Raw genomic sequence first — 16,484 nt, forward strand, 5'->3', positions numbered from 1 at the left:
GCGGCAGGAACTCGTGCGGCCGGCGAGGTGCGCGGTCTCAGGCGTTGAGCGAGCGCTGCGACCAGCTGGTGCCGAGCGCGCGCAGGACGTCGCTCGGGTCGCGCCGCGTCGCGTCGGTGTAGGCGCGCAGGGACATCACCGACGCCGTGAGCATGGTGGTGATCACCTCGCGCGCGAGGCGGGGGTCGATGCTCGCCTCGTCGAGCAGCTCCTGCACGACGCGCGAGCGGATGCCGAGGTCGGGTTCCGAGCACGCCGTGAGCAGGGCGATGGTCAACGACCCGGCATCCGTGCGGGTGGTGCCTTCGCCGGCACCGGTGCTGTCAGTACCCATGGCGTCCCCCTCCGCGGCCCGACGGGTTCCGGTCTACCGCACGGGACGACGTCGCGCACTCCGGGCGGGCTTGCGGCGTGCCGACGGCAGGCGCAAGGATGCGCGCGATGATCCCCTCGCCCGCGCCGCGCCGACGTGCCGCGCCGCACCTGCTGCCCGCTCTGCTCGGCGCGGGTCTGACCGGCGCCCTCCTGCTGGCCGGACCGGCCGCCGTCGCCGACGAGGGGCTCACGGAGGAGTCGCACAGCCGGTACGTGCTGCGGGCGAAGGACACCGAGGTGTGGGCCACGACGACCACCACCATCGGCAACGTCACGCCCGACCGCGGGCTGACGTACTACTACTTCACGAGCTACTCGATCGCCGTGCCGGCCGGCGCCGAGGACGTGCGCGCGACGAGCGGCGGTGCCGACCTGCCGGTGCGGCTCGAGGCGACCGAGGACCCGAGCACCCGGTACGCCGTGGCGACGTTCGCGCCGCTGCGGTACGGGCAGACGCGCACCATCGAGTGGAGCTTCGTCGTGCCGGGCGAGCCGGTGCGATCGAAGGACTACACGCGGGTGGGCGACGGCTTCGCGACGTTCGCGGCGTCGGGCGTGGGGGACGCGGGCCGGACGACGGTCGAGGTGGTGCTGCCGGCGTCGATGACGTTCGACGCGACGTCCGACGCGTTCCGGTCGGAGCGGGACGGGAAGACCGTCACGTACACGGCCACGGAGAACACGGACAAGGACGGCATCTGGGCGGTCGTGTCGGCGCGCGACCCGAAGAAGGCGGACGAGAAGGACGTCGAGGTGGGCGGCACGACGCTCACCCTGCAGAGCTTCCCGGGCGACGAGAAGTGGACCGGCTTCGTGGCGAAGCGGCTGCGACAGGGCCTGCCGGTGCTGGAGGACCTCGTCGGGCGGCCGTGGCCGGGCGGGCTCGACACGATCCGCGAGGACGTGTCGCCCAAGGTGCTGGGGTACGCGTGGTTCGACCCGGACAAGGACGAGATCGTCATCCCGGAGGACCTCGACCCCGCGACGCTCTACCACGAGCTCGGGCACGCCTGGCTGAACCAGGACCGCCTCACGGAGCGGTGGCTGTCCGAGGGCGTGACGGAGGTGGTGGCGCAGCGCGTCGTGGAGCGGACGGGTGCGTCGAGCGACCCGTGGTCGGCGCCCGACCGCCACGCCGACGTCGCCGTGCCCCTCTCGGCCTGGGACGCGCACCCGGGCGAGCTCGACGCGGACGCCGAGCAGTACGGGTACGCGGCGTCGTACACCGTGGTGCGGAAGCTGCTGGGCGGGCTCGACGACGACGCGTTCACGGCCGTGGTCTCGGCGGCGCAGGCGGGGGAGGGCGCGTACGAGCGCCCGGGCTCCATGGAGGAGAACGGCGGCCGGACCGACTGGCGGCGCTTCCTCGACCTGGTGGAGGAGCGGGGCGGCGTCTCCGGCGCCCCGAAGGTGCTGCGCACGTGGGTGCTCGACGCCGAGCAGAAGGCCGTGCTCGAGCCCCGGGCCGCCGCGCGGAAGGCGTACGCGACCCTGGACGAGGCCGACGGCGCGTGGGCGCCGCCGCTCGGGCTGCGCACGGCCATGACCCGCTGGGAGTTCGGCGAGGCGAAGGACGTGCGGTCCGCCCTCGACGGCGCGGCGCAGGACGCCGGCGCCGTCCAGGCAGCCGCGGAGGAGGCCGGGCTGGGCGTCCCAGCGGCGGTGCGCGCCGCCTACGAGGGCGCGTCCGACGCCGACGCCTACGCGGAGCTCGCCGCCCTGCTGCCGCGGGCCGCCGAGGTGACGACGCGCGTCGGCGCGGCCGTCCGCGCGTCCGACGCGGACCGCGACCCGGTGACGGAGCTGGGGGCGCTGGTGCTCGGCGTCGACCGGTCGGCCGAGCGGGCGCGGGACGACCTCGCCGCCGGCGACCTGGACGCCGCCGCCGAGCGCGCGGGCGCGGCGTCGGACCGGGCCGGTCTCTCCACGACCGCCGGGGCCGGCCTGGTCGTGCTGGTGCTGGCGGCGGCCGGCGGGGTGGTCGCGCTCGTGGTGCGCCGTCGACGTCGGTCCGCGGCGGTGGACCCTGCCGCTGCGGGGTCAGTCGTCGTGGAGGATGCGCTGGAAGAGGGCGTGATCCTGCCAGCGTCCGGCGATCCGGAGGTAGGACGGCGCGGTGCCGATGCGGTCGAAACCGGTCCGCGCGAGCACCTTCTGTGACGCCGCGTTGTGCAGCAGGGTCGCCGCCTGGACGCGGTGCAGGCCCAGGTCGTCGCGGGCGTGCGCGCACGCGGCCTCGACGGCCGCGGTCATGACGCCGCGCCCGGCGAGCGAGGCGTCGACCCAGTAGCCCAGGTGGGCGTTGCGGAACGCCCCGAGCACGATGTCGGACAGGTTCACGCGGCCGACGACCTCGCCGTCGCGCTCCAGCACGAGGGGGACGCCCCGCCCCGACCCGTGCGCGAGCAGCTCGACCGGGATGCGTTCCGCGTGGTAGGCGGCCTCGAAGAACTGCTCCGGCCGGGCCGGCTCCCACGGCTCGAGGTGCTCGCGGTTGCGGGTGTAGGCGGCTGCGAGGGCCGGGCCGTCGTCGCGGTGCAGCAGGCGGAGGACGACCCCGGCCGGCAGGTCAGCGGTGAACGGGGTGGTCGTTCCGGTGTCGGGCACGACGGCGAGCCTAGCGGCGGGCCTGGGCGCGCAGGGCCGCGAGCGCGGACCGCACCTCGTCGGCGACGGGGCGTCGAGGGGGTCGTCGGCGTCGGGCGCGGCGGTGATCGCCGCCCCGACGGCCGCCTCGAGCTCGTGCACGCCGTCGAGCAGCACCTCGCGCTTGTCGGCGAAGTGCCGGAAGTACGTGCGCTCGGTGACGCCGGCGCGCTCGGCGATCTGCGCGGTCGTGGTCTGCTCGAACCCCTGCCCGCCGTCTCCGTCGACCGGGCCGACGCCGCCGACCACTTCGGCTGGCTCAGCCGGTTCTGGGGCATGGACGCCGTCGCGTCGAGCGCGATCACCCGCGAGCGGCTGGGCTGGGAGCCCGTCGGCCCGACCCTGGTCGAGGACCTCGCCGCAGGCGCCTACGACCGCGTGGCGCGCGGCTGACGCGGTGGCGTCAGCCGGGGCGGTCCTCGTCGGCGAGCCGCGGCTCGGTGCGCAGCGCCGGGCGTACGCCCGCCTTGTCGGCGTAGAACGCGCGGATCTCGTCCATGTCGGCGCGCACGTCGCCGGTGAGGCGGAGGGTGGGGCCGAGGCCGGTCGTCATCGTGGTGCGGTCGACGTACCCGAGCGTCACCGGCAGGTCGGCGGCCCGGGCGATGCGGTAGAAGCCGGACTTCCACCCGTCGCCCGACCGCGTGCCCTCGGGCGTGACGACGAGGTGGAACACCTCGCCGGCGCGGACGTGGGCGAGCACGTCGTCGACCACGCGGCTGGGGTCGCGACGGTCCACGGGGATGCCGCCCAGCGCTCGCATGAGCGGACCGCGCCAACCGGCGAACAGGGTGTGCTTGCCCAGCCAGCGCACGTCCAGGCCGAGCCGCCACGCGATGGCGAGCATGAGGACGAAGTCCCAGTTCGACGTGTGCGGCGCGCCCACCAGCACGCCCGCCTGCGCCGGCGCGGGCTCGCTGCGCAGGGTCCAGCGGCTGAGCCGCCAGTAGGTGCCGGCGAGCGCACGCCGCAGGGTTCTGAGCATCGGGCGACTCTACCGGCCCGTCTCGCAGAACCCGTGTCGGAGGGCCGCGCCATGCTGCCGGGATGAGCGAGCACGCGCACGGCGTCCACCACACCATCGACTACCTCGAGCTGCCGGTGACCGACCTCTCGGCGGCCCAGGAGTTCTACGCCGCGGCCTTCGGCTGGGAGTTCGTCTCCTACGGTCCGGGGTACGCGGGCATCCGCACGGCCGCGGAGCAGGCGCCTGCCGAGGCGGGTGGGCTGCGCCTGGCCGAGGCCGCCGACGTCTCCCGGGGCGGGCCGTTCGTCCTGCTGTACTCCGACGACCTCGACGCGACGCTGGCCGGCGTGACGGCCGCGGGCGGTCGGGTGGTCGACGGCCCGTACGAGTTCCCCGGCGGCCGCCGCTTCCACTTCCTCGACCCCAGCGGCAACGAGCTCGGGGTGTGGGCGACGGCCTGACCGGGCTCTGGCAGGCTCGTGCCGTGACCGCTGCCGCGAGCCCTCGCGTCCCGCTCCGTGTCGCCCTCCTCGGGTCGGGCGCGGGGAGCACCGCCGACCACCTCCTGGGGTCGGGCGCCGCCGACGTGCGGCTCGTGCTCGGGAACAACAGCCGATCGGGGATCTTCGACGTCGCCCGGCGGCACGGCGTCCCGACCGCCCACCTCAGCGGTGTCACGCACCCGGACGCGGACGACCTCGACGCCGCCGTCCTCGCCGCGCTCGACGGCGCCGAGGCCGACGTGGTGGTGCTCGCCGGGTACATGAAGAAGCTCGGGCCGCGGGTCCTCGCCCGCTACGACGGGCGGATCCTCAACACGCACCCCGCCCTGCTGCCGGAGTTCGGCGGCGCCGGCATGTTCGGCGACCGCGTGCACGAGGCCGTCCTGGCATCCGGCCGCACGGTCTCCGGCGCGACGGTCCACGTGGTGACGGCGGACTACGACGAGGGACCCGTCGTCGCGCAGACCGAGGTACCGGTCGTCCCCGGCGACGACGTGCCCGCCCTGCGCGCCCGGGTGCAGGCTGCGGAGAAGTCGCTCCTCGTCGAGGTGCTGCGGGCCTGGTCCTCCTGAGCCGGCGCGCCGGCGTGTCACCCCGGGCCAGGTCAGGCCTCAGCCGCGCGCGAAGGCGAGGCTCTCGGCCACGACGGACACGACGGCGTCGACCTCCGCGGCGTCGCGCGGGCCGTAGACCATGTACTCGGTGCCGAAGTCCTCGTACTGGTGCGGTTCCGCCCACCCGAGCGCGACGAGCTCCTCGCCGCGCTCGTGCGGCAGCACCAGGTGCACGCTCGTGTCGGTCACGCCGTGCAGGTGCACGGGCTCGAGGCGGCGGCCCGGGGCGAGGTTCGTCGACGGCTCCCGCTCCTGCTCGAGGTCGGCGAGGAAGACCGCGCGCGAGGACTTCGGCGACACCTGGCTGTGGCCCTCGACGACGCCGTCGAGCGCGAAGACGCGGGCGACCAGCTCGCCCCACAGGGCGGGCGTCGACCGCTGGGTGAGCTGGCGGTGCGGGCCCTCGTCGGAGGTGGCGGGTCGGTCGCCCGGGCGGGCGGTGGTCAGGCGTGGGGCGGTCGGCACGGTGGCACGGTACCCGCTCCCGTCAGCCCGCCACCGCCAGCGCGAGCACGCCCGCCGCGACGGCGAGCGGCGCGACGACGGCGCCCTGCAGCACCACGCGGCGCACCAGCCCCGTCGGGGCGGAGAACGTGTGCCGCCGGTACTGCTGGAGCCACAGCAGCGTGGCGAGCGACGCCCAGGGCGTGATCAGCGGCCCGGCGTCGACGCCGACGAGCAGCGCCGCCAGCCGGGCGTCGTCGCCAGTCACGGTCGGGGCGAGCGCCAGGTAGGCGGGCAGGTTGTTCACCGCGTTCGCCGACGCCGCGCCGACGGCGGCGACCTGGGCGAGGGACCCTGCGTCGTCGCCCGTGCCCACGAGCGGGGCGAGCAGGTCCGTGAGGCCGTGCGCGTGCCAGGTGCCGACGACGGCGAACAGGCCGGCGGTGACCACGACCGTGCGCCACGGCACGAGCTCGCGGACCGGGACGGGCAGCGGGACCCGGCGCCACGCCGTCGCCGCCCCGAGCGCGACGACGGCGCCCAGCGCCACGAGCAGGACCGGCAGCCCGGCCGCGAAGCCGGCGCCCATGAGGACGACGACGGCCCCCGCCGTCCACAGCAGGACCGGGTCGGCGGCCCGGCGAGGCTCCGGCACGGCGTACGTGCCGCGCAGCGCCGGCGCGTGCAGGACGGCGAGCGCGGCGACCACGACGACGAGCACCGCGGCGGCGGGCGCGACCATGACGCCGAGGTACCCGGCGTCGAACGACCGTGCGGCCATGAGGTTGGTGAGGTTGGAGACCGGCAGCAGCAGCGACGCCGTGTTGGCGAGCGCCAGCACGGTGAGCGCGAGGGGGAGCGGGTCGCGGCCGGCGCGGCGGGCGACGGCCACGACGGCCGGGGTGAGCAGCACGGCGGTCGTGTCGAGGGACAGGACGACGGTGCAGAGGGTCGCGACCGCGGCCACGAGGAGCCACAGCGCCAGCGCCCGCCCGCGGGCGAGTCGCGCGGCGCCGTCCGCGACGGCGTCGAACAGCCCCGCGCCCGCGCAGAGCTCGGCGACCACCGTGAGCAGGACGACGAAGCCGAGCACCGGCCCGGTCAGGGCGGCGAGGGAGCGGGCCTCGGCGGCCGGCAGCGCCCCCGACAGCGGCAGGACGACGACGAGCACCAGGGCGGGCACCCACAGGGGCGGCAGGAGCCGTCGCGCGGGGCGTGTCACGGGCTGAGCGTAGACGTCGGCCCGACTTCAGCCGTATCGATCGACGATGTAGTGATCGACCCCCCGCCGGCAACTGAGGGGTATGAGCACTCGACGGCGACGCCCCGGGGACGCCTCCGCGCCCCTGATCTTCGCGCTCGTGGGCCTCGGCTGCGCCAGCGTCTGGGTGGTGTGGCTGGGCGTGCTGATGCTCACCGGCGTCTCGGGGCCGCAGCCGGCCGGCGGGGTGCTGGCGGCCGGCGGGGTCGCGGTGCTGGTCGCCGACGGTCTGCTGGTGGCGTCGCTGCTGCGCGGCCCGACGCGGATCGTGGCGCACGACCCGTCCGGCACGCGGTGGTCGCTGCGCGCGGCGCCGGTGCCGGTGCGCCTGGCCACGTCGGACCCGCTCGAGCCCGGGTCGCGCGGCGCGGCCCTCGCCGCCCAGGTCGTGCGCGCCGCCACCCGGCCCGGCACTGCGGACCGCGTCGACCGGGCGCGCGCCGTCCTGGTGCTGCGGCAGATCCTCGAGGTCGCGCAGGGTCCGGACGGGTCCGGCGGCCCCGGCAGCGACGCCGACTGGGCGCGGGTGCGCGCGGCCGTCGTGGACCTGACCCTGCGGGCGTCCGACCACCCGCCGCACCCGGTCACCCTGCTGCCGTGGGAGGAGCACCTCACCGCGCCGCAATGAGCTGCCTGCGGCGCCCGTCCGGCCTGATCAGGGGCTCGCCGGGCGGTCGCCGCGGGCGTCGGCGGCAGCAGCCGCGCCCGCCGGGTAGGGGAGGGCCTCGGCCAGCGCGGCGGCCGCCGCGAGCACGGCGTCGGCGCGCACGGTGTCGCCGAGCCGGCGCAGGGCGGCGGCCTGCACCACCTGCGCGTCGACCTCCGCGAGCCGCTCCCCGGTGCCGTGGGCGCGCATGGCCTCCGCCGCGGACAGCTCCAGGGCGCGGGCGGGTTCACCGGTCCTCAGCGCGCACCGGGCGGCGAGCACGGGCACCGGTTCCCAGGCGCCGTCGAGCGCGCGCAGGGCGTCGAGCGGGCGCTGCTCGCGCAGGGCGAGCTCGGCGAGCGCGGTGCTCGCCTCGTGCAGGGCCTGCCGGTCGGCGAGCAGGGTGGCGGCCGCCACGGCGCGTTCCAACAGGGCGCCGGCGTCGCCGGGGCGACCCTCGGCCGTGCGGACGCGGCCGAGCACGGCGAGCGCGTACGGCACGAGCCACCCGGCCTCGTCCTCGGCGCCGCGCACCGCCTCCTCCGCCAGGTCGCGCGCTCGGTCCACGTCGCCCAGCAGCAGGTGGAGCTCGGCGAGGTTCGCCCGCTCGAACGCCGCGGAGACCGGGTCGCCTGACTGTGCGACCAGGTCCAGGGCGCGGCGGCCGATCGCGACCGACTCGTCGAGGCGACCGGCCCGCCGGGCGTTCTCGCGCTGCGAGGAGAGGATGTTGCCGAGCAGTGTCGGGTCGCCGTACGCCTGGGCGTGGGGGAGGGCCGTGTCCGCCGCCTCGCCGGCCTCGCGGATCCGCCCCGACTTCCCGAGGTTCGTCGCGCGCAGAGCGTAGGCGCGGGCCAGGAGGCCGTCGCGGGACGACGGCGGCACGTGGTCGACGGCCAGCAGTGCACGGTCCACCGCGACGACGCCCTCGTCGTGGCGCCCGAGCCGACTCAGGAGCGTGGCCCAGGCCAGGTGATGGGCGGCGGCCTGCTCGGGCGACGTGCGGGCCTCCACCGGATGACCCTCCAGCACCCGCACGGCGTCCTCCTGGTCGCCGGTGCGGGCGAGCATTTCGGCCAGCCGGGACGCCGCGAGCACGGTGCCGTCGTGGTCCTCCCGCCGCGAGAACTCGGCGAGCGCCGGCCGCAGCACCTGGACCGCCTGCTCGAACTGGCCCATGCGTCGCAGGACCTGGCCGTGGTCGAGCCGCGCCCGGGCGGCGTCGACGTCGAGGCGGGCGACGAGGTCGCGGTAGTAGCGGTCGGCGGAGTCGTTCGCGTACAGGGCGGCGGCGCGCTCGGCGGCGCGGCGCAGGTACTCGGCCGCGCGGGGGTCGTCGGTGCGGGCGAAGTGCGAGGCCAGCACGTCCACCGCCTCCGGCCGGCGGCGCAGGACGGTCTGCGCGAACGCGGCGTGCAGCCTCCGGCGCCGGACGGCGCTGAGCCGGTCGTAGCAGGTGATCCGCACCAGCGGGTGACGGAACGCGAGGCCCGTCTCGGCGCGCCCGTCGACGACGACCACGCGCTCCTCCACGAGCGACGCCGCGAGCGCGCGCTCCACCGCGTCCGCGGCGGCCGCCCCCGTCAGCGGCGGGTTCAGGCCTTCGGCGGCGACGTCGAGCAGCTCGGTGAGCGCGGCGTCCCCGCCCGCCGCGGACAGCGCCTCCACCACCTGCCGGGCGTCGGCGTCGAGCCGCCCCAGGCGCTCGTCGACCAGCTGTCGCACGCCGAGCGGTGCGACGTCGTGGCCGCCGTCCTCCTCGGGCCCGGCGGGGTCGCGGAGCCCCCGCGCGAGCTCCGCGGCGAACAGCGGGTTACCGAGGGACAGGTCCCAGACCCGGCCTAGACGGGCGTCGGCGACGGGATCCCGGCCCGCGTCCTCCCCGCCGCCCTCCTGACCGAGGGCATCCGCCGCGACGGCGAGGCACGCGGCGCGGTCGAGCCGCCCCACCTCCTCGGGCGCGGCGAGCCCGGCCCGCTCCAGGGACGTCAGACCGACGCGGCGGGGGTCGCCGTCGGGCAGCTCCTCCCACCGCAGCGTCACGAGGAAGCGGAGCGCGGTGCCCGCCCGGGCGGCCCGGCGGGCGAGGTGGCCGAGCAGCTGGAACGACCCGGCGTCGGCGGCGTGCAGGTCGTCCAGCACGACGACGACGGGGCGCGCGGCGGCGAGGTCGCCGAGCAGCGCGGCGGTGCCGCGGAACAGCCGGTCCCGCTCCTCCTCGGGGCTCCGGCCGGCGCCGTCCGCGCGGCCGAGCGACGGCAGGAAGGCCGCCAGCTCCGGGTGCTCCGCTCCGACGCGGGCGCGCGCGCCGGCGCTCTGCTCGGCCAGCCAGCCGTCGAGGGCCTCCGCGAACGCCCCGTACGGGGTGTGCCCCTCGGCGTCGTGCCCGGCGCCCCACAGCACCGCCGCGCCGTCCGCGGCGGCGCGCCGCGCGGCCTCCGCGACCAGTCGCGTCTTGCCCACCCCGGCCTCGCCGGCGAGCAGGCGCACCGGCGGGCCACCGTCGGCCCGGAGCCGTCCCAGCTCCGCCTCCCGTCCGCGCAGCGGTGACGCCGCGGGGGCGCGCAGCGGCGCGGGGAGGGCGGCGCCGTCCGGTGTGCCCGACGGCGTGGCGTCGAGGGCGAGCCGGTGCAGGCGCTCCGTCTCGGGGCCGGGCCGCACCCCGAGCTCGGCGTCGAGGGCCTCGCGGCACGCGTGGTACTGGTACACCGCCCGCCGGCGCAGCCCCTGGCGCAGGAACGCCTCGATGAGCACCCGGTGGGCCAGCTCCTCCGCAGGGCTGTCCGCGAGCACCGCCTCCGCGGCCGCCACCGCCGCGGCGACGTCCCCGGCCGTCAGGTGCGCGGCCGCCAGGGCGAGCCGCACCTGCTCGCGCAGCGCGTCGATCCGGTCGCGGCGGGGTTGCGCCCAGGTGGCGTAGCGGTCCTCGGGCAGCAGCTCGCCGGTGAACAGGGCGAGCGCGGTGGCGAGGTCGCCCGGGTCGCGCGTGGCGAGCGCGGCGACGGCGGCCGCCTCGGCGTGGTCGGCGTCGATCCACACGGCGTCCGGATCGAGCCGCAGCAGCGCGCCGTCCGTCACCAGGTACGACGACGAGGCCCGCGGCGCCAGCTCCGGCTCCAGCGCGTGGCGTGCCGCGTGCAGAGCGACGCGCAGGCTACCCACCTGGGCGGACCCGTTCGCGTCGGGCCAGCAGACGTCCATCGCCTCCTCGCGGTGCAGACGTCGCTCGGGCGAGACGGCGAGCAGCTTCACGAGCGTGCGGGCGCTGGGACGAGGCCAGCGCTCCGGGAGCTCGGGCCCGCCGTCGCGGGTCACCCGGAACCCGCCCAGGAGGTGCAGCCGCAGCAACGGGGCGCCGGGCGCGGCCGGGCCCGTCGATGAGCTGGGGCCGGGTTCCATGACGCGTCACTGTAATCGAGCCGGATTTCACCCGGTGTCCACGACCGAGGACCCCCAGGCAGATGCCCGGGGGTCCTCGTGATGCGCTGTCCGAGACGGTCAGGAGAGCTTGAACGTCGCGATCCGGTGGCTGTTGTCGTCGAGCGACAGCACGCGGCTGCCGAGCTGCTCGGCCATGCGGTCGTAGCCGTGGTGGTCGAAGCCCAGCGAGACGATCTCCTCGCCCCCGTCGCCGTCCAGGTCGGCGGCCAGGTAGTTGCGCCCGCCGAGGCTACGTCCCGTGCCCACACCGTTCTGGAACGACCAGCCCGTCGTCAGCACCGTCGGGTCCCACGCGCCGACGCCGCCCTCGATGCCGCCGGCCAGCAGACGGCGGCCGCCCGGCCCGGTGATGAACTGCACGCCGCGCAGCGGCGAGACCACCGAGCTACTGGTCGCGGCGCCGTCGGGCCCGAAGCCCTTCAGCGTGCCGAAGCTGAGCTGGTACAGCACGCCCGCCTCGTCGTCGGCGAAGTAGCCGTCGTGCGACCAGGGGCTGCCCACGACCGCCCGGTGGAGCACTTCGCCGGTGCGCCCGTCGCGGATCTCGGTGACGGCCCGCGGCTCGGCGACCGAGAGGTCGCTGTCGGTCGTCTTCGCGATCGACGTGATCCACGTGTAGACCACGGCGTGCCCGTCCGCGTAGGGGATCGACGGCGAGGTGAAGACGCCGCGGCGCAGGATCGCGCCGTACAGCTTCCCGTTCGTGCCCTGGGCCGGGGCGGTCGGGGTCGCCTCCCAGCCGGCCGCGCCGGTCGTCCCGTCGATCGCGACCGCCCCCTGCACGCCGTCGGTCATCTCGAGCGAGCCGACGCTGGCGTACTGCGCGTACACCTGGCCGTCGCCGACCACGGTGTCCGAGAAGACGACGTCGCCCGCCGCCTCCGGCGCCTCGTACGTCCACACGGACCGGCCGCGGGCGTCGAACGCGCGCAGCGCGTCGGTCGGCACGAGGACCTCGTCCTTGCCGTCGTCGTTCACGTCCGCCACGGTGACGGAGCGGACGTACCGCCCCTCGCCGTCGATCGTCGTGAGCACGGTGCCGGTGGCCCCGTCGAGGATCACGGTCGCCACGTCGGCGGCGACGACGACCTCGGGCTTCCCGTCGCCGTTCACGTCACCGGTGCGCACGTCGTGCACCTCGCCGGGCACGGTGGCGCGCCACAGCTGCTTCGGCGTCCCCTTGACGAGGGATCGGCCGTCCCAGGCCCACACCCCGCGGGACTGGCCGCCGGCGACGACGTCGGGCTTGCCGTTGCCGTCCAGGTCGGCGGACCCGGCGAAGTTCAGGTCGCCCCGCAGCGGGGTGAGGCCGGTCTCCTTGCCCGCGGCCACCGTGTACGTGTGGATGTTCTGCGACTGGTCGACCACGCGGACGTAGTCCGTGCCGCCGGCGCGGTAGACCTGCTGGAACATCGGCGACGCGGCGACGCCCTCCTGGCGCCACCTCACCTTGCCCTTGGTGGTGTACGCCGTGACCGCGCCGTAGCGCAGCCCGCCCGGGTTGTCGGCGGTGGCCATGCCGTCGTCGTCCTGCGCGGTGGCGATCAGCAGGCCGCCCGCGACGTCGAGGCCCCACGTGCTGGGCGCCTCGCCGGGGTTGGCGGCGTCGCGCTTGGTCGTGGCGCTCCACTGCAGGCTGGTGCCGTCCTTGCCGCTGAGGACGCGGACCGTGCTGGCGTTGACGTAGAGGTTCGCGTCGAGCGTGGACTCGGAGACCACGTACTCGGTGCCGCCGCCGGCCGCGGCGTCGCCGACCAGCATCGTGGTGGGCAGCGCGTTCACCCGGGTGCTGAGGACCTCCCGGTCGCCGGTGCCGAGGTCGTAGGTCACGATCGCGTACCTCAGAGCGTCGGAGACGTCGGCCTGCTCGAGGGCGACGACGCGGCCGCGGGCCGCGTCGAGGTGGAGCTGGCGCCCGTACAGGTCGCCGTCCGCCTGCCACACCGTCGCGCCGTCGGCCGTGTCGAGCACGAGCGTGTGTCCCTCAGGGGCGACCGCGTCGGTCTTGCGCCGGTTCCACGAGACGGCGACGTGCCCGTCGCCGAGGTCCTCGACGGCGCCCCACGACGCCGCGCCGGCCTCGCCGGTGTCGAACGTCCAGGTCTCCGCAGGCGTGAGGACGCCGTCGGCGACGGTGAAGCGGGTGCCGGTCAGCGTGGCCGTCTGGTCCGCGGGCGCGTACTGGTTGGTCCGCGGCGCGTCCGCGACGAGCAGGGTGTCGCCGATGACCTTCACCATCGAGGCGTACGAGTACACCTTCGACCACGCCGTCGCGCCCGTCTTCCCGTCCAGGACGGTGACGAGGGTGCCGGTCTTCATCGTGGTGCCGGGGATGGTCGCCCCGACGGGCGGGCTGACGCCGACCGCCGCCGAGAACACGAGGTCGGGCACGCCGTCGCCGGTGAGGTCGGCGGTGTCGTACCCCGCGTCGGAGGTCGGGGAGAACGGGCTGACCGCGTTGTAGCCCATGAGGACCAGCGGCGGGTACATCGTCTTCTCCCACACGCGGGCGGGCTTGACGCCCCAGTCCGCGTAGAGGGAGTCGTTGGTGCGCTCCCAGACGGTGCTGCCGTCCGGCGTGTGCAGCTGGACGTTCCCCAGGCTGTGCAGCGTGAAGTACTGCTGCCCCTTCGCGGGGAGCGTGACGCCCAGGCCCCGCACGCCCTCCATCGAGGACGTGGCGGTGAAGGTGACGGGCGTCGTCGGGTCGACCGGATCGGCTGCGTCGGCCTCCGCGCCCTCCGTGGGCCCGGCTGCGGCGTCGTCGGTGCCGGCGCCGACCGACGCGTCACCGTAGAGCCCGCCGCTCATGCGGTCGGCCAGGTCCTGCGCCTGGGCGTCGGTCAGGGTCCGGGCGGCGCCGTCGTCGTGCCCGGCCGCGGAGGCCTGCGGGGCGATCGCGAGCACGAGGCCGGCGGCGACGAGGGTACAGGCGAGCTGTGACGCCCGCCGGTGATGGGTGAGCTTCATGGTCAGTCTCCCTGCGCGATGCGGATCGCCGCGCCGTCCGTGAGGACGGGCTGGTCGAACGAGTACTGGAGGGCGTCGGAGCCGGCCTGGTTCTCGATGCCGACGGTCGCCGAGGCGCCGTCGCCGGGCACGGTCTTGTACTGGAACGTGATGTCGCCGGAGGCCTCGTCGAACAGGACCTCGAACGAGACGCGGCTGTCGTCCGATGCGAGCTTCGCCTTGTCCCACACGACGGCGAAGGTGCGCTTGCCGGCCTTGCCCTTCAGCGCCGTCTGCACGCTGGACCTCTTGTCCAGGGTCAGGTCGTCCCAGAACGGGGCGACGACGCCGTTCGGCCGGGCCGCGGCGGGCAGCGCGGTGTTCTCGTAGTCGCCGAGCCGCGGCTCGAGGAAGTTGACCAGGCCGTTGGTGGTGACCGAGGCGCTGGAGTAGTCGACGCCGTACAGGCTGACCCAGAACGGCAGCGCGATCGTCGTGGCGTCCTCGTCGCCGCTCAGGGCGACCGTGTCCGTGCCCTTGACCCAGGAGTAGTCCGCGGGGGTGCAGCTGTTGCCGTACGCGTCGGAGCGCGGCGGGAGCTGGACGGTGCGGGTCTCGAGGCCGTCGACCGTGACGTCGGTGCGGGAGTCGCCGTTGCAGAGCACGGGGTCGGCCGGCTCGACGGTCAGCGTGTAGTCGCCCTCGGCCACGGCCGGGACGGAGAACGTGCCGTCGGCGCCCGTGGTGACCGCGTCCAGCGGCGTGCCGCTGACCTCGACGGTGGCGCCCGCGAGCGGCGCGCCGGTGACGTCGAGCACCGTGCCGGTGACCGCGTGGGTGGCCGTCGCGGCGAGCTCGACGTCCTTCGACACCGTGGCGCTCGCGGCGAGCTCGAGGCCGGCGACCGTCGTCGGGGCGTACCCGTAGCCGCTCAGGGTCAGGTCGTACGTGCCCGCGGCGAGGGTGAGGCGGTAGGAGCCGTCGACGCCGGTGAGGACGGTGCGTGCGCCGGTGGCGGGGCTCGTCGCCGTGACGGTGACGCCGCGCAGCGGGGCGCCCGTGTCCTTGTCCGTGACGGTGCCGGTGAGCGTGGCGGCCGTGTGCGGCGCGAGGTCGACCGACGCGAGGATGTCCAGCTTGCCCTCGCCCCACACGTTGTTCATGCCGGCGGTGCCGCCGCAGTGCGTGTCGTCGACGTCGCGGGCGCCCTGGTCGAGCAGCGCGCGGGTGCCCTCGATGTCGCCGATCAGCGACGGGGCGGCCGACCAGAGCAGGGCCACGGCGCCCGCGACGTGCGGCGTGGCCATCGACGTCCCGCCGAGGACCTGGTACCCCGAGCCGGGCCAGGTGGAGCGCACGTCGACGCCCGGGGCGGTGATGTTCGGCTTGGCCGAGCCGTCCACGAGGGACGGGCCGAAGCCGGAGAAGTCCGCGATGACGCCGCTCGCGTCGTAGGCGCCGACGCCGTACGCCGGGGCCTGCGCGCCGGGGGACTCGGTCGTGGAGCAGGTCACGCCGTCGCCCTTGTTGCCGGCGGCGAACGCCTCGAAGATCCCCGCGGCGTCCCAGGCGGTGAGGATGTCCTGGTAGAAGGTGGTCTTGCCGCCTCCCCAGGAGTTGTTCACGATGTTCGGCGCGAGGTCGGGGCGGGGGTTCTTCCCTTCCGAGTCCGTGGGCGCCAGGATCCACTGGCCCGCCTTGAGCAGCGACGTGTCGGTGCAGGAGTCCGTCTCGCAGCCCTTCGCGGCGATCCACGTCGCGTCCGGGGCCACGCCGATGCCGTCGTCCCCGACCATCGTGCCCATCGTGTGGGTGCCGTGGCCGTTGTTGTCGCAGGGGACGCCGCTGTCGCCGCACTCGCCCGTCGCGTCGTACCAGTTGTAGTCGTGCGTGAACGAGCCGTCGCCGTTGGTGCCGCGGTAGCTGTTCACCAGGTCCGGGTGGTCGTACTGGACTCCCGAGTCGACGTTGGCGACGACGATGCCCTCGCCGCGGTCGTCGTAGTCCTTCCAGACGTCGTCGGCGTCGATGTCGGCGACGCCCCACTCGGGGGTGCCGTCGTCCTCCGGGGCGGTCGTGACCGCGCCGGCAGGCGTCGACTCCGTCTCGTCGAGGTGGTAGGTCTGCTCCTTGACGATCGACGCGACGTCGGAACGCTTCGCCAGGTCGGCGACCAGGTCGGCGTCGCCGGTCACCTGGACGGTGTTCGCGATCCAGAAGTCCTGGTGGCCCACCTTCTGCTCGTCCAGGAACGTGGTGAGCGAGCGCTGGCTGGTCTCGGCGTGGCGCTTCAGCTCGGTGTAGGCGGCGGTCGCCCGCGCCGCGTGCGAGCGCTTGGCGCGGGGGGCGGACAGCCTGGCCTGGTCCTTGAGGACGACGAAGAAGGTGGCGTCCTTGCCACCCTTCACGGCGCCGGCGAGCGCGGAGTCGACCTTGGGGCTGTCGCCGGCGGCGACAGCAGGGTCGGCGACGGCCGAGAGGGGGCTGGTCAGCAGGGCGGCGGCCGTCAACGTGGCCGCTGCCCAGGCGGCGCGGCGCCGCCGGGGCGGTCGGGGCAGGGGCATCGGTGTGCGCTCCTCAGGGGCAGGTGCAGGGTGCCTGCACGCTAAGGAGCCGCCGTTACTGAGCCATTACCGGT

General features: G+C 75.7%; 12 protein-coding genes. 4 read left to right on the top strand and 8 right to left on the bottom strand.

The features are described from left to right. Positions 1 to 37: 37 nt before the first annotated feature. The gene (locus ACQP6G_RS18200; RefSeq protein ID WP_429766398.1) at positions 38 to 334 is read right to left on the bottom strand and encodes a hypothetical protein; all 297 of its coding nucleotides are present in this window, start codon (positions 332 to 334) and stop codon (positions 38 to 40) included. A gap of 107 nt (positions 335 to 441) precedes the next feature. Here ACQP6G_RS18200 and ACQP6G_RS18205 point away from each other — a divergent pair, with 107 nt between their 5' ends. Beyond that, positions 442 to 2,535: a gluzincin family metallopeptidase gene (locus ACQP6G_RS18205; RefSeq protein WP_429766400.1), complete on the top strand. Its 2,094-nt coding sequence runs from the start codon at positions 442 to 444 to the stop codon at positions 2,533 to 2,535. On the opposite strand, the gene ACQP6G_RS18210 is transcribed toward ACQP6G_RS18205, so the two are convergent. Beyond that, entirely contained in the window at positions 2,416 to 3,270 is an 855-nt protein-coding gene (locus ACQP6G_RS18210) for a GNAT family N-acetyltransferase (RefSeq protein WP_429766401.1), read from the bottom strand. The two genes, ACQP6G_RS18205 and ACQP6G_RS18210, sit on opposite strands and share 120 nt — an antisense overlap. A 154-nt stretch (positions 3,271 to 3,424) precedes the next feature. Next, positions 3,425 to 4,006, bottom strand: coding sequence for a 1-acyl-sn-glycerol-3-phosphate acyltransferase (locus tag ACQP6G_RS18215; protein WP_429766403.1), 582 nt, complete (start codon positions 4,004 to 4,006; stop codon positions 3,425 to 3,427). Between the two features lie 62 nt (positions 4,007 to 4,068). Here ACQP6G_RS18215 and ACQP6G_RS18220 point away from each other — a divergent pair, with 62 nt between their 5' ends. Further along, positions 4,069 to 4,449, top strand: a complete 381-nt coding sequence (locus ACQP6G_RS18220) for a VOC family protein (protein WP_429766405.1) — start codon at positions 4,069 to 4,071, stop codon at positions 4,447 to 4,449. 23 nt (positions 4,450 to 4,472) lie between these two features. Then, complete coding sequence (gene purN, locus ACQP6G_RS18225) at positions 4,473 to 5,063, top strand: phosphoribosylglycinamide formyltransferase (protein WP_429766406.1); 591 nt, start codon at positions 4,473 to 4,475, stop codon at positions 5,061 to 5,063. A 39-nt stretch (positions 5,064 to 5,102) separates the two neighbouring features. Here purN and ACQP6G_RS18230 read toward each other — a convergent pair whose 3' ends face one another. Both ACQP6G_RS18230 and ACQP6G_RS18235 read right to left on the bottom strand, forming a co-directional pair. Continuing rightward, complete coding sequence (locus ACQP6G_RS18230; RefSeq protein ID WP_429766408.1) at positions 5,103 to 5,570, bottom strand: luciferase domain-containing protein; 468 nt, start codon at positions 5,568 to 5,570, stop codon at positions 5,103 to 5,105. 22 nt (positions 5,571 to 5,592) lie between these two features. Then, entirely contained in the window at positions 5,593 to 6,771 is a 1,179-nt protein-coding gene (locus ACQP6G_RS18235; RefSeq protein ID WP_429766410.1) for an SLC13 family permease, read from the bottom strand. An 82-nt stretch (positions 6,772 to 6,853) separates the two neighbouring features. Between ACQP6G_RS18235 and ACQP6G_RS18240 the strand changes: the two genes are divergently transcribed. Then, entirely contained in the window at positions 6,854 to 7,438 is a 585-nt protein-coding gene (locus ACQP6G_RS18240; RefSeq protein ID WP_429766412.1) for a hypothetical protein, read from the top strand. A gap of 27 nt (positions 7,439 to 7,465) precedes the next feature. Here ACQP6G_RS18240 and ACQP6G_RS18245 read toward each other — a convergent pair whose 3' ends face one another. The 3 genes from ACQP6G_RS18245 to ACQP6G_RS18255 all read right to left on the bottom strand — a co-directional run bounded on the left by ACQP6G_RS18245 (position 7,466) and on the right by ACQP6G_RS18255 (position 16,410). Then, complete coding sequence (locus tag ACQP6G_RS18245) at positions 7,466 to 10,855, bottom strand: ATP-binding protein (protein ID WP_429766414.1); 3,390 nt, start codon at positions 10,853 to 10,855, stop codon at positions 7,466 to 7,468. Between the two features lie 99 nt (positions 10,856 to 10,954). Continuing rightward, positions 10,955 to 13,867, bottom strand: coding sequence for an FG-GAP-like repeat-containing protein (locus ACQP6G_RS18250; RefSeq protein WP_429766416.1), 2,913 nt, complete (start codon positions 13,865 to 13,867; stop codon positions 10,955 to 10,957). 2 nt (positions 13,868 to 13,869) lie between these two features. Continuing rightward, positions 13,870 to 16,410, bottom strand: coding sequence for a S8 family serine peptidase (locus tag ACQP6G_RS18255; RefSeq protein ID WP_429766418.1), 2,541 nt, complete (start codon positions 16,408 to 16,410; stop codon positions 13,870 to 13,872). Positions 16,411 to 16,484 lie beyond the last annotated feature (74 nt).

The sequence above is a fragment of the Isoptericola nanjingensis genome (assembly GCF_050311635.1).
GTDB classification, from domain to species: domain Bacteria; phylum Actinomycetota; class Actinomycetes; order Actinomycetales; family Cellulomonadaceae; genus Isoptericola; species Isoptericola nanjingensis.